Here is a 12,511-nt window from a genome sequence, read left to right as displayed (position 1 = left end):
GAGTTTAATTTAGGATGATCGCTGGGTCGAGCTTTGGTGCAATCGTCAGCGGCACCGGTGGTCGATAGCCAAGCGCAGAGTGTGGACGCTTGGTGTTGTAGAGCGCCAGATGGTTTGGGCCTCCTTCAAGCTGTAGAATATCTCGTCGTTGAGGCACTCGTCCCTGAGTTTTCCGTACAGCTCATTTATCTCGGGGCGGCGGGATAAGGAGCTTCACCGGCCTAGTAAAGGCCGGCACGCTCGCTGATGACGAGATCGACGCGTTGCTCTGACGCCCGCGTGCAACTGTGGCATCGCGGCGGGCCTGTTCACCTGTGACGGTGCTAGGCTGAGTGAGGGGCGACATGATGAAACACACGAAATTCAGCAATCCGGTCGATCAGCACGTCGGCGCCAAGCTGCGCATGCGGTGAATGATGCTGGGCATATCGCGGACGGAGATCGCCGACGGCCTCGTCAACAGGTGCAGAAGTACGAGAAGGGCGTCAACCGGATCAGCGCGAGTAAGCTTCTGCAGATCGCCAACATCCTGGCGGTGCCGACTGCGTTCTTCTTCGAGAACGCGCCAGCGGCCGCGCGCAAGACTCGCGAAGCCGACCTGCCACCAGTCGTCGCGCAGTTCCTATCGACTAAAGACGGCTTGGCGCTGGCAAAGGCGTTCATGGCGATCAAGGACAAGGGCGTCTGGCTGATTGTCCAATGATGCTCTCACGAGTTGACTGCAGAAGATTATTGGACCGGCGCTTGAACTTGGCCTCTCCAGAAGGAGCGGTGCTTACCCAGTCAGGGCGAGGACAAAAAGCGAAGTTGAATCGACAAGAAAAACGTGTGCATCGATGTCCACCATAACTGGTCAGGAGATGAACGTGTCCAGGTCGAAAGATGAATCTAGGAACGCCGGTCGGCGCACGGTTCTCAAGGTGGGCCTTGCGGGCCTCGCCACTCCCTTCCTTGTGCGCTTCAGCTCGGCAGCCGCGGCTTATCCTGATAGGCCGATCAAGCTCCTCGTGCCGTTTGGCGTGGGTGGCCCTGTCGATATTGTGGCGCGGGTAATGGCGCCGCTGCTTGGCGAGATACTGGGCGGCTCGGTGTTCGTGGAGAACAAGCCAGGCGCGAGCGGCAACCTCGGGACCGGCGCTGCTGCACGGGCTGAGCCGGACGGGTACACGGTTCTGGTCGCGGCCAGCAACTTCGTCATCAACAAGATTCTGTTCGCCAAAATTCCGTATGACCCAATCGCCGATTTCATTCCGTTGGTGGAATTGGCGGAAACGCCGTCCGCGTTTGGAGTTCGTCCGGAGCTTGGAGCGAAAAATCTCAAGGAATTCGTCGAGATCGCCAAATCCAAATCGTTCAGCTATTCGCATCCGGGCTTTGGCACGGTCTCGCACATGGCCGGTGAGGTTTTGAAGAGCCGCGCAGGCATCAACATGGTCGCGGCGACCCATAACGGCGGTGGACCAGCCGTTCAGACGCTGATGACGGGAGCGGTCGAGTTCTGCTCCGCAGCGCTGCCCGCGCTTCATCCCCATGTCAAATCTGGCCTGGTGGTCGGACTAGGTGTGACGAGCGCCAAGCGGTGGCCGGATCTTGCCGAGATGCCGACCGTCGAGGAGGCGGGATTTCCCGATTTCGACCTAGCGAACTTCACGGCGTTGCTGGTTCCGGCCCAGACACCCCTTGAGATTGTTGATCGGGTGTCCAAAGCTTCGCTCGAGATTTTGCAGCGGCCGGATGTTCAGTCCAAACTCTTGACGCTCGGCTTTGCCGTCACGGCCCGGCCGCCCTCTGTTCTGAAGGCGAGACTGGAGCGCGAGCTACCGTTCTGGAAGAACGTCGTGGCGACGGCCGGAATAAAGCCAACGTGAACAGCCGGCTTTCCGTCGAACCTGGAGTCCAGGGTCGCTCAAGAAAAGGCTCGCGCAGATCGCGCGAGCCCAGGGCTGGCGGTCGCCGAGCGAATTTCGCCCTAGGCCTGCACCTTCGGCAGCCCGACGCCCACCATGGCGTCCCGGTTCACGATCGAGGCGAGCTGCTCTCGCGACCAACCCTGAGTGCCCTCCGGCCGGCGCGGAAGCACGAGATAACGCAGGTCGGCAAGGCTGTCATGCACTCGCACGGTGACGCCATCGGGAATCTCGGTGCCAAACTCGGCGAGTACCTTGCGCGGCTCCCGCACGATGCGCGCGCGATAACGCTTCGAGCGGTACCAGTCGGGGGGCAGGCCGAGCAGCCCGCGAGGGTAGCAGGAGCAAAGCGTGCAAACGATCACGTTATGAACGTGCTCCGTGTTCTCGACCACGGTTAGCTTGACCACACCCATATCGACGCCGAAGTCGGCAACGGCTGCACTGCCGTCTTTGAGCAAGCGCTGTTTAAACTCCGGCTCGAGCCAGGCGCGGGCAACCACGTCGGCGCCACGCGAGGGTTGCCAGGAATCGATGACCTCGAGTCCACGTCTGATCTGCTCCGATGTAAGCACTCCCTTCTCGATGAGAAGCTCTTGCATCGCGAGAGTCATCAGCTCGTAGCGACTCGCGGGCGAAACGTCGTCAGGTTGGAGCGGGTGGGCTCCAGGCTTGTCGTGATCGTGATCGTGAGGATGCGTGTGGCCGCCACTCATTATCTGTTCTCCTGGAAATCCTTTACAGGTATGCGGCCGTGGTCGGCGTCAGCCAGTGCTCGTAGATGTCGACGTCGATCGTATCTGTCGGGTTGCCGCTGTAGTCCGGCCAGACCTCAGTCTGCATGAACCGCACCCGATAGAGCCGCTTCAGGGGCTCCCCGGTCCAGCCGTAAGCGAGCTCTTCCGGATTGCGATGCCGTCCGCAGTCGCGCTCGATAACGCCGGTTTTGCCGCGGATGTAGAAGGGCGTACGGCGGTGGCCTGGGGGATTCGACCTTATGACCCTCACCTGATTGCCGACGGCGAACCGAGGATCTTGCTCGGAACTCACCGGCCTTCCTCCGCAATTCGGGTTGCGATCGTCTTCATGCGGGCTTCGAGCTCGGTAGCGTCGATCAGGCCCCTTTCGATGAGGAGACGGCAGAGCGACTCGGTTCCGCGCTCGAAGTACCCGAGCTCGTTATAGAGTTCGACGCCGAGCTCCTCGCGCTTGCGCCGGACTTCATCGGTTCGGACGAGCTTGGCGCCTCCGGCCCCAAGAACATTGCCTAGTGCGATAGACAACTTCTCCCACGGACGGGTCTCGGAAAGGTTCGGCTCGATCGCGCCCGCCTCGAGGCCCCCGATGTCATGATACCCGCGTCCAGGTTCCCGGGCAGAGCTGAACTGCTCGTTGTGGGGATCGCCTTCACGATGCGCAGCCATATCTCGACCTTTACGACACGTTTTGACTATCCAAAGTAAAGCGCAGTTTACTCGACTGACCCGATGTCGCAATGGAGTACTGCCGAACACGGGTCGGGCCGCAGGGCGCGAGCTTCGTGCTCCGCAAGATCCCACGCTGGCGCGCGATCGTACGAAATGCCAGCATCGAGATTCAGGCAACCCAGCGCAGTAATCGGGGCGGGCAGGGTGCATGCTTTCCGGTTGGTTCAGCGCGCAGCTAACATTCAGACGGTCCAGGGATCGCGCGGAGCATCCCGGACCATTCGGGAGCGAAACGCATGGCGACTTCACGACGGAGACTGCTGGCAGCAGGCGCAGCGCTCGCCACCGCGGCGGGAGCGAGCGCGGTGCGCGCACAGGCCGCACCACGGACCTTCGTGCTGGTGCACGGTTCCTGGCACGGTGGCTGGTGCTGGCGGAGGGTCGCCGACCGGCTCGAGAAGCGCGGCCACAAGGTGTTCACGCCAACACTCACCGGCCTCGGCGAGCGCGTCCACCTGTTGAACGCCGGTGTCGATCTCAACACCCACATCACCGACGTGGTGAACCTGATCAAGTTCGAGAGCCTCGAAAACATCGTCCTGGTCGGCCACTCCTATGCCGGCGCGGTGATCACGGGCGTCGCCGAACAGGTGCTGCCTTCGATCGGTTCGATCGTGTTCGTCGATGCCTTCTTGCCGGTCAACGGCGACACCATGCTGTCGATGACCACGGAAGCCTTGCGGGCGGCGACGCTCGCCGCGCAAGCCAAGGGCGAGATTTCTCGCCCGATGCCGCCCGCCGCGGCGTTCCAGGTCAACGAAAAGGATCGGGCGTGGGTCGATTCCAAGCTTACGCCGCAGCCGCTCGGGCCGTCGCTCACCACCATCAAATTTACCGGCGCGCGCGACAAGGTGGCGAAGAAAACCTACATCCGCGCCGTCAATTATCCGCAACCGGCGTTCGACAAATGGCTGGCGCAATGCAAGGCAGACGCAACATGGCGCACCCACGGCGTCGAAGGCAGCGGGCATGACATCATGGTGGACAAGCCTGACGAACTGACCGAGTTGCTATTAGGGGCGGCCTGACATTTCGTTCGCGCGCCAAAGTGGCCGCGAACTAGTGACGCCGTCCGGGGCGGACGTCGGTGTTCTGAACCGAAACGGTCCGCCACCGGCCATCGATCTTCTGAACGATCCGCATTCCGACGCTGTTGCGCTCGGCTTCGTCGATGTCGCCGCGAATCTGAAAGCGCGTGTGCACGATCGCGACGTCCGGGGCCAGGAAGCGGATGCGAAGCTCGGACGCTTCGCGTGTGCTCATGCGGAACGGACCGGTCGGGCCGTGGAGGCGGATCATCAGGTTGCGAAAGCCTTCGCGGGACTTTTCCCACGCGCCGTTGACGGTGATGAACTCGGCATCGTCGGTCAGCGATTTCACCATGGCGTCGGGGTCATGCCGCCCCCACGCTTCGTTGAAATCGTCCTCGATCGCGCGAATGGCGTCTTCGTCGGCTTTGTCAGGCATTTTCACTCCCAGCAAATCTGCAAGGCTGAGCTGCCTCGCCTGAATGAAATGAGCGTACCAAACGGCGGAACATAGCATGCGGTCATGGTTTGCGACCGGCAACCTCGCAAGGCCTCCATGCGCCGATTGAAGAGGCAGCCATCGGGTCACTAGACTGCGAAGGTCAACACGGGAGGCCGATCGGGCGATCGGGACCAACTCATGAATCGATCATTGACGATATCTGCTTGTGCCGCCGCACTGAGCGTCGGGTTTGCCGCGTCTGCGATGAGCCAGACGCTGGAGGTCAAGCGCTACAATCCATCGGAATGGACCAAGGGCGTCTTCACCGAGATCATTACGGTCAACGGACCTGGAAAGACGATCTATCTGGCAGGCGTTGGTGCTGAGGACGAAACCGCACCTGCCGGCGCCTTCGCTCCCATTCGCCATCTCGGCGATCCTTACGAGCAATGCCGCTACTCCTACGACAAGATCAAGCGGGCGCTTGCCGCGCACGGCGGCACGCTGGCCGATGTGGTCAAGCAAGTCGTCTATGTGACCGACATCCGCTACCAGGCGCCCGTCGCCAAATGCCGGCGTGAGGCTTATGGCGGCGGCCCGATTCCCATCAACACGTTTCTCGTGGTCAGCGGCCTTGCGATTCAGGGCATGCTGCTGGAGATCGACGTGACCGCTGTCGTGCCAAAATAACAAAATAAAAGGTCTGCGCGGTATGACTCAAGCGACGTCGACTCCCATCAAAGCGCAAAACCAGCCGTGGTTCCTGCAACTCTGGTTTTACGTGCTGGTCGCGATGGCAGTCGGCGTCGCGCTGGGCCAGTTTTATCCCAGTCTCGGTGCGAAGATGCAGCCGCTCGGAGATGCCTTCATCAAGGCCATCCGTGTCGTGATCGCGCCGATCATCTTCTGTTCGGTCGTTCACGGCATCGCCAGCATGGCGAATATGGCCAAGGTGGGCCGCGTTGCCTTGAAGGCGCTCATCTACTTTGAAGTGCTGACGACAGTCGCGCTGATCATCGGCCTTGTGGCGGTCAACGTCTTCCGCCCCGGCGTCGGGATGAATGTGGACCTGTCGCATATCGATACGTCGAGCCTCACGCCTTATTTGACGCAAACGCACAAGCAGACGACCGAAGAGTTCCTGCTCAACATCATCCCCAACACCTTTGTCGGTGCGTTCGCCGAAGGCAACGTGCTTCAGGTGCTCTATGTCGCGGTGCTGTGCGGATTTGCTTTGAGCTGGCTCGGCGAGAAAGCAAAGCCGCTGACGACGCTGATCGACGTGGCGACGGAGATGTTGTTTCGCATCGTCGCCATCGTGATGTGGGCGGCACCGATTGGTGCGTTTGGCGCCATCGCCTTCACGGTGGGAAAGTTCGGTTCGGGGTCGCTGCTTTCATTGGGGCAGTTGCTGATCAGCTTTTATCTGACGTGCCTCATCTTCGTGTTCGGAGTGCTTTGGCCGATTGCTCACTGGTGCGGCTTCAGCCTGCCCAAGCTCATTCGTTACATCTGGGAAGAGCTGCTCATCGTGTTCGCCACGACGTCGTCGGAAACCGTCCTGCCGCGCATGATCGCGAAAATGCAGGCGGCCGGCTGCGAGCAAAGCGTGGTGGGCCTAGTCATCCCCACCGGGTATTCCTTCAATCTCGACGGCACATGCCTGTATCTTGCGACGGCCGCCGTGTTCCTGGCTCAGGCCACGAACACGCCGCTGACGATCGAACATCAAATCGGCTTGCTCCTGGTGCTGCTGCTGGCGTCGAAGGGCGCGGCGGGGGTGGCGGGCGCAGCCTTCGTCGTGCTCGCTGCCACCCTTGCGTCCGTCGGGACCATCCCGGTCGAGAGCGTCGCGCTGATCCTGGGCATCCATCGCCTCATGTCGGAAGGGTTGACGCCGACCAACCTCGTCGGAAATGCCGTGGCGACGATCGTTGTCGCCAAATGGGAGGGGGCGCTGGACGAGGACAAGCTTCACCGTGTCCTCGACCGCAAGGCTTGAGATGGCGCCGGCGCGTCGGCTTTTGGATCAGGCTTGCCCGCGATCCGGTCGCCCGGTTTGATGCCGTACTTGTCCGCGGCGCCGCCCTTCAGCTCCAGCACGTAACGCACCGGCCCCTCGGACGGTATGACGCGAAGCGATCGGGGTTCGGTGTTGCGCTCGATCCGGTGCACGTGGCCGTCGGCTGTGATGAAGACCATGTCGAGCGGGATGAGCGTGTTCTTCATCCACATCCGCACCTCCTGATCGGGCCCGAAGTCGAACAGCATGCCGTGCTGGTCGGGAAGGTGCGTTCGGAACATGAGACCGCGGTCGCGCTGTTCGCGGGTCGTTGCGGTTTCGACCTTGAAGGTTTCAGTGCCGGCTTGGGTGAGCACGGTGAGGGTTTGCAGCGGGCCGGGCTGCGGCTTCGAGGCGGCCTGGGCGAAGGTTGGCAGGAGCACCAAGGCGGCCAGCAGCCATGCCAGTGATGCGTGCCTTAAAATTGTTCTCGCGCCGGTCATGACATTCTAACCCGTAAAGCCGTCGATGGTTCATGCGGCAAAAAAGTCGAAGCTACGGCTCAAGGAGCAGCCTTGAGACCGTAGCTTCATTCGACCTCGTCAAAACTCGGTCTCTTCGTTGTCGCGCTGCAACTCGGCGCGGACGTTGATGTCCGGATCGGCACCGACGTTCTGGCCGTCGAAATAGACGCTGTCCGACGCATTCATCGACGTCTTGTGCAAGGTCTTGGCCTTGGCCGCGTGACGGACACGGCTCATGTGACGCGGCGCCTCGGCCCGCGCATTGAAGCCTTCGTTCTGATAGATGCTGGAGCCATTCTGGCTTTCGCCGTACGGCGCGGGGGCGATGTTGCCGGAGCCGACATCCGGATCCCACGACTGCGCGAGCGCAGGGGTGGCGAGCACGGTGACGAGGGCGACGGTCGCAAAGAGCTTCTTCATAGTCATCTCCTGTTCAATCTGAGCATCAGCATTCGGGGGTGAAAGGCCGTGCCGACGTGATGGAGATGCGCCTTCGGGTTGTGAGCCGCCATTAAATTGGGGTTTAGCCGATTAAATTGCGATTTAGTCATACGCAGCAGGCGCGCCGCGCCGGTCATGCGCTCAGGCGGCGATCCGTTGTCCGACGATTTCAGCGACGCAGCCCGGGCCAGCCGAGATGTTGAAACGGAAGCCGTGCAGCTTGACGATCGCGGCAACCAGACTGAGCCCCAGCCCCAGCCCCGGGTCGCGGCGGCTCTTGTCGGAGCGGTAGAAGCGCTTGGCGACCTGATCCACTTCGTTCGCCGCAATGCCAGGGCCGCTGTCGCTGACGCGCATGACGGCATCGTCGCCGCGGCGCAGGAGGTCGATCGCGACCTTGCCGCCTGCTGGTGTGAACTTCACGGCGTTGTCGACCATGTTGGCAACCGCCTCGAACAGGAGATCGCGATCGCCGTGCACGGTCGCGTCGTCCGCAGCATGGACCGCGAAGGCCACCTTCTTGTCCTCGGCGATGGGCTCGTAGAGGTCGCCGACCTCGCGGAGAAGTTCGGCGAGCGGCACATCTCGAAAGCCGTCCATGCGGCGGCTGTGTTCGATCTCGGCGATCCGCAACAGCGCCGTGATGATGGCAAGCGACTGGTCGAGGCCTAAGATGGCCTGATCGACGCTACCCCGCAATTCATCGACGCTATGGGCCTTGTGCCGGGCGCGCTCGAGCGACACGCGTACGCGGGTGAGCGGCGTGCGCAGGTCATGGGCGATGTCGTCGCCGACGCCGGCGAGTCTGCGCACGAGAGACTCGACCTCGTCGAGGATGCCGTTGACGAGGCCCGCGAGCCTGCCGAACGGATCATTGGTTCCGGGCGTCGGCAGGCGCTCGCGCAATTCGCCCGCGACGAAGCGTTGCACTGTCTGGTTCACCTCCTCGACGCGGCGTTGCGCGCGGCCGTTCAGGAACAGGCCAACCGCGAAGGCGAGACAGAGCGTGGGGATCAGCCCCAGCAGCAGCGCGCGCTCCACGCTGCGGACGACCCAGGTGAATTCGTAGTCGCTCCGGCCGACGATGAGCGTCGAACCATCCGGTAGCTTCTGCGCCACCGCGCGTATGCCTTGCCGTTCGCCGCCTGATGCGTCGGTCGCATGCACCATGACAAGCTGCGGCCCCAGGTCCACTGCGAGTTCGGGCGGGACGGACACGATGTTGCCGCCGACACGGCGGCCGTCAGCTGAGAACAACGCGGCAAACTTCGCCTGCCGTGGATTGACGCGCAGATGCTCGTCGATCCGCTGCAGCCGCTCGTCCGGCGTAGCGCCTGCAGCGATGGCCTCGGCTCCGCTATTGATCAGCCGATCAACATCGGACGTCATCATCCGGTAGGCCTGCGCCAGGACAAAGGCGAACATCAACAGAATGCAGAACGTGAACGCCGCCGAGACGACCAGCGTCCAGCGGAAGGTCGTGGTTCGCATGAACTCAGGCGGGCGCACGAAGTATGAAACCCTCGCCACGGATGTTTTGGATCATCGGCGGCTCATCGGGCAGGTCCACCTTGCGGCGCAGGCGGCCCATGTGCACGTCGACCAGATTGCTCTGCGGCACAAACTTGTAGTTCCAGACCTCTTCGAACAGCATCGCCCGGGTCAGGAGTTGGTCCTTGCGCCGCATCATGTATTCGAGGAGACGGAATTCGCGCGGCAGCAGATCCATCGCGCGCTCGCCGCGTCTCGCGGTGCGCGCCAAAAGATCGAGCTCCAGTGGGCCGACGCGCACGACGGTGTCGCGGTTTTCCGCGGGCCGCCGCAGCAACGCCTCGATGCGGGCAATGAGCTCGCCAAGCGCGAACGGCTTGGTGAGATAGTCGTCGCCGCCGGCGCGGAGCCCGCGGATGCGGTCGTCGACCGCGCCGAGCGCGCTCAACACCAGAACCGGCGTGCGCACATGTTCCTTGCGGATCACCTCGATAATGGTCAGGCCGTCGAGGCCCGGCAGCAAACGGTCGACGATCATCACGTCGGCGTCGGCAAGCCGCGCCTTGTCCAGGCCTTCGATGCCCGTCGCGGCCCATTCGACGACGAAGCCGCGCTCGACGAGCTCGGCCACGATCTCGTCGGCGGTCTCACGATCGTCCTCGATCAGCAGCGCTTTTGGCATGGCTTGTCTCGCGGCATGGACCAAAGCACCGGCCTGGGCATGCGTCTGGGCCGGTCCGTCGAAGCTTCCTGTTGATGCCAATGTTGTCACGGTCGCAAGCCCCCCCCCGGTCCAGTGGGCATTTCGCCCGTGCCGGCTGTTGGCCTAAAATTAGTTTCAAGCGCCCGGAATGGCCAATAAATTCGATTTTAATGTCGCGCGCCACCGGACAAATCTACGAAAATGCCCCCACAGCCTGCGCGCCAGCTTTTGTGATCCGAACCATGAATCTCACCACGATCCTCGGCAATCCGCGTCTGCGCTTCTGCCTGCGCGTGACGACAAGTGCGATCGTGGCGTTTACCCTGGCGCAGGTGCTGTCCATTCCGCTGCACGGCTTGTGGGCGGTGTTGACCGCAGTGGTGGTGACCCAGATGAGCGTCGGCGGATCGCTGAAGGCCACCACCGACTATATCATCGGCACGCTGGGCGGAGCGGTTTATGGGTCCGCGATCGCCGTTCTGGTGCCGCACCCCGATCCTCTCGCCGTTGCCGGCACGCTGGCGCTGGCCATCGTGCCGCTCGCCTATGCGGCGGCGCTCAATCCAAGCTTTCGCGTCGCGCCGTTTACCGCGGTCATCGTGCTGCTGATCTCGAGCCAGCTCGGCGAAGCCCCGATCGAGTCGGCGCTCTACCGGCTGCTGGAGGTTGTGATCGGCGGCGCCGTGGCGGTCGTGGTTTCGCTTCTGGTGTTTCCAGCGCGCGCCCACGCGCTCGGCCTTGATGCGGCGGGGCGCGTGTTGGAACTGATGGCAAACGCATTGCCGCGGCTGCTTGCAGCCTTCACGGCGAGCACCGATCCGCTCGAAAATAACCGCATTCAAGATGAGATCGGCCAGGCCGTGAGCACTTTCCAGGCGACGGCGGACGAGGCGATGCGCGAGCGCATGGTCAATCTGATAGCCGAGCCCGACCCGGGCCCTCTGGCGCGAACCTTGCTGCGGCTGCGCCACGACCTCGTGATCATCGGTCGCGCCGGCGTGGCTCCGTTGCCGGAGCGGATATCGGGGCGTCTCCCCACGCCGTTGAATAAGCTCGGCGCCGCCGGTCGCGACTATTTCTTGGCGTGCGCCGCCGCGCTGACCTCGCGCAAATCTGCGCCGCCGCTTGAGCCGATCGATGCCGCCATCGCGGCTTATGCATCGGAGATCGCAGCGATCCGCGCCGCGGGGCTGACGCAGGGACTGCCGGTCGGCGACCTCGAGCACATTTTCGGCCTCGGCTTTGCGCTTCAGCAGCTTCAGCACAATTTCGCGGATATGCAACGCGTCGTGCAGGACTGGGCGAGGGGTTCCACCCTGTCGGGAAAGAGCGTCGCGCCCTGACGCGTTGCGCCGCCAATCCTAAATTCGAATTTATCGTCCTGAACGCCAATTTAATGGTGGTTGGCCGCGCCATTTCTAATCTGTCGCATGGGACAGAACAGGAGTTTGGCCATGACGAGACCCTCCGATTTCGAATCCATTTCCGAATCCATGGAGCCTGTCGACGGTTGGCAGGATTGGCCGGCAGACGACAGCGATCTGGCGCCGATGGTACGGCGTGCGGAGACGGCCACGGTGCGCTTGAGCATCGTTGCGAGCGTCAATGCGGGTGATCGGCCGGCCTCAACCGAGGAGGTCGTGATGAACGCGACCATCGATGAGAACGCGTTTCGCGATCCGGCCGCGGCACTGCGGCAGTTCGCACTCACCGCCGCTGCCGCGGCGCTGATCGCCTTGGTGACAGCCGTCAATGCCGGCGCGCAGGAAGCTCCGGGCACTGAGCCTGCGCCGGGGCACGTCATGGAAGCGCCGATCGGCCATCGTCAGCCCCATGAATGGCAATTGCCGCGCAAGGTGCAGCGGGACGAGGGCCGTCGGACCGAACAGCAGATTGAGTTCGACAAGCAACTCCAGATCTGCCGCGACTGCGAGTGACAGGAGGATCCGATGCGGCGCGCATGTTTGATGACAATCATGATCCTGCTCGGCTCTTGCGCAGCGCAGGCCCAGAGCGCGAGCACCACGCCAGGGATCGGCGCAACGTCGCCGCTTGGCATGCTCGGCTCAAGTTCGTCAGTCGGCACCGGCGTGCCGCTCGGCGCAACCGAGATCGATCCAGGCGGATTGAGCCCGCTTGGGGCGTGCGTGCCGAGCGATCCGTCCATGCTGGGCGCGTCTGCAACGGGCTCGACATTCGATGGCGGTGGACTGGCTAGTGCCACGTCGAGCTGCGCGTCGGGTACGCCAAACATCACATCGACGGGTATCGCTTCGCCGCTGTCCGGCGCGCCGCCGAACCTCGCGGGGGGCACGATTCCACTCGGCTCGACCGAGCTCGATGGCGGCGGCTTGAGCCCAATGATCACGGTGCCGGCACCAGTGGTTCCGGCGCCGGACGGCGTGACCGGTTGCACCGGTTCGCTGACGAACGGGTCAGATCCGACGACATCCATGAACCTCGGCACAGTGCCGGGCTGCTGACAG

General features: G+C 62.8%; 16 protein-coding genes and 1 pseudogene. 8 read left to right on the top strand and 9 right to left on the bottom strand.

Annotated features, from left to right (window positions below):
• Positions 1–4: 4 nt before the first annotated feature.
• Positions 5–171: pseudogene (locus tag RHPLAN_RS39570) on the bottom strand (integrase core domain-containing protein); the annotation flags it as partial.
• 292 nt (positions 172–463) lie between these two features.
• Between RHPLAN_RS39570 and RHPLAN_RS22860 the strand changes: the two are divergent.
• On the top strand, positions 464–703 hold the full coding sequence (locus RHPLAN_RS22860) for a hypothetical protein (RefSeq protein ID WP_198164451.1): 240 nt from the start codon (positions 464–466) through the stop codon (positions 701–703).
• Positions 704–866: 163 nt separating this feature from the next.
• The gene (locus tag RHPLAN_RS22855) at positions 867–1,868 is read left to right on the top strand and encodes a Bug family tripartite tricarboxylate transporter substrate binding protein (RefSeq protein WP_198164450.1); all 1,002 of its coding nucleotides are present in this window, start codon (positions 867–869) and stop codon (positions 1,866–1,868) included.
• Positions 1,869–1,969: 101 nt separating this feature from the next.
• Here RHPLAN_RS22855 and nthA read toward each other — a convergent pair whose 3' ends face one another.
• Genes nthA through RHPLAN_RS40745 form a run of 3 tightly spaced genes read right to left on the bottom strand, consistent with a single transcriptional unit; the run spans position 1,970 to position 3,331 of the window.
• On the bottom strand, positions 1,970–2,623 hold the full coding sequence (gene nthA / locus RHPLAN_RS22850) for a nitrile hydratase subunit alpha (RefSeq protein ID WP_068022400.1): 654 nt from the start codon (positions 2,621–2,623) through the stop codon (positions 1,970–1,972).
• A gap of 22 nt (positions 2,624–2,645) precedes the next feature.
• The gene (locus RHPLAN_RS40750) at positions 2,646–2,957 is read right to left on the bottom strand and encodes an SH3-like domain-containing protein (RefSeq protein WP_068022397.1); all 312 of its coding nucleotides are present in this window, start codon (positions 2,955–2,957) and stop codon (positions 2,646–2,648) included.
• Complete coding sequence (locus RHPLAN_RS40745) at positions 2,954–3,331, bottom strand: SH3-like domain-containing protein (protein ID WP_068022394.1); 378 nt, start codon at positions 3,329–3,331, stop codon at positions 2,954–2,956. Before RHPLAN_RS40745 ends, RHPLAN_RS40750 begins: the two co-directional genes overlap by 4 nt.
• Before the next feature lie 299 nt (positions 3,332–3,630).
• Here RHPLAN_RS40745 and RHPLAN_RS22835 point away from each other — a divergent pair, with 299 nt between their 5' ends.
• Complete coding sequence (locus tag RHPLAN_RS22835; RefSeq protein ID WP_084245369.1) at positions 3,631–4,422, top strand: alpha/beta fold hydrolase; 792 nt, start codon at positions 3,631–3,633, stop codon at positions 4,420–4,422.
• A gap of 31 nt (positions 4,423–4,453) precedes the next feature.
• Here the strand turns inward: RHPLAN_RS22835 and RHPLAN_RS22830 are convergent, their stop codons facing one another.
• Positions 4,454–4,861 (bottom strand): SgcJ/EcaC family oxidoreductase, encoded by a 408-nt coding sequence (locus tag RHPLAN_RS22830; RefSeq protein ID WP_068022390.1) that lies wholly within the window; start codon positions 4,859–4,861, stop codon positions 4,454–4,456.
• Positions 4,862–5,128: 267 nt separating this feature from the next.
• Here RHPLAN_RS22830 and RHPLAN_RS22825 point away from each other — a divergent pair, with 267 nt between their 5' ends.
• Positions 5,129–5,554 carry a RidA family protein gene (locus RHPLAN_RS22825; protein WP_068022386.1) on the top strand — a complete coding sequence of 142 codons (426 nt, stop codon included), beginning with the start codon at positions 5,129–5,131 and terminating at the stop codon, positions 5,552–5,554.
• 22 nt (positions 5,555–5,576) lie between these two features.
• Positions 5,577–6,866, top strand: coding sequence for a C4-dicarboxylate transporter DctA (gene dctA / locus RHPLAN_RS22820; RefSeq protein ID WP_068022383.1), 1,290 nt, complete (start codon positions 5,577–5,579; stop codon positions 6,864–6,866).
• On the opposite strand, the gene RHPLAN_RS22815 is transcribed toward dctA, so the two are convergent.
• The 4 genes from RHPLAN_RS22815 to RHPLAN_RS22800 all read right to left on the bottom strand — a co-directional run bounded on the left by RHPLAN_RS22815 (position 6,839) and on the right by RHPLAN_RS22800 (position 10,004).
• Positions 6,839–7,309 carry a DUF192 domain-containing protein gene (locus RHPLAN_RS22815; protein WP_237179895.1) on the bottom strand — a complete coding sequence of 157 codons (471 nt, stop codon included), beginning with the start codon at positions 7,307–7,309 and terminating at the stop codon, positions 6,839–6,841. The genes dctA and RHPLAN_RS22815 overlap by 28 nt on opposite strands.
• 159 nt (positions 7,310–7,468) lie before the next feature.
• A complete protein-coding gene (locus tag RHPLAN_RS22810; RefSeq protein ID WP_068022377.1) occupies positions 7,469–7,810 on the bottom strand; it encodes a hypothetical protein in 342 nt (113 codons plus the stop codon).
• Positions 7,811–7,972: 162 nt separating this feature from the next.
• Positions 7,973–9,322, bottom strand: a complete 1,350-nt coding sequence (locus RHPLAN_RS22805) for a sensor histidine kinase (RefSeq protein WP_157100425.1) — start codon at positions 9,320–9,322, stop codon at positions 7,973–7,975.
• Between the two features lie 4 nt (positions 9,323–9,326).
• Positions 9,327–10,004 carry a response regulator transcription factor gene (locus tag RHPLAN_RS22800; protein ID WP_068022369.1) on the bottom strand — a complete coding sequence of 226 codons (678 nt, stop codon included), beginning with the start codon at positions 10,002–10,004 and terminating at the stop codon, positions 9,327–9,329.
• Between the two features lie 263 nt (positions 10,005–10,267).
• On the opposite strand from RHPLAN_RS22800, the gene RHPLAN_RS22795 reads away from it, so the two are divergent.
• The 3 genes from RHPLAN_RS22795 (at position 10,268) to RHPLAN_RS22785 (ending at position 12,508) form a co-directional block, all read left to right on the top strand.
• Positions 10,268–11,368, top strand: coding sequence for an FUSC family protein (locus RHPLAN_RS22795; RefSeq protein WP_198164449.1), 1,101 nt, complete (start codon positions 10,268–10,270; stop codon positions 11,366–11,368).
• 300 nt (positions 11,369–11,668) lie between these two features.
• On the top strand, positions 11,669–11,962 hold the full coding sequence (locus RHPLAN_RS39565; RefSeq protein ID WP_157100424.1) for a hypothetical protein: 294 nt from the start codon (positions 11,669–11,671) through the stop codon (positions 11,960–11,962).
• Between the two features lie 12 nt (positions 11,963–11,974).
• On the top strand, positions 11,975–12,508 hold the full coding sequence (locus RHPLAN_RS22785; RefSeq protein ID WP_157100423.1) for a hypothetical protein: 534 nt from the start codon (positions 11,975–11,977) through the stop codon (positions 12,506–12,508).
• The last annotated feature ends 3 nt before the right edge of the window (positions 12,509–12,511 follow it).

The sequence above is a fragment of the Rhodoplanes sp. Z2-YC6860 genome (genome assembly GCF_001579845.1).
Taxonomy (GTDB): Bacteria; Pseudomonadota; Alphaproteobacteria; order Rhizobiales; family Xanthobacteraceae; genus Z2-YC6860.
The sequence above is the reverse complement of the archived record's forward strand: the minus strand, read 5'-3'. Positions and strand labels throughout refer to the sequence as shown.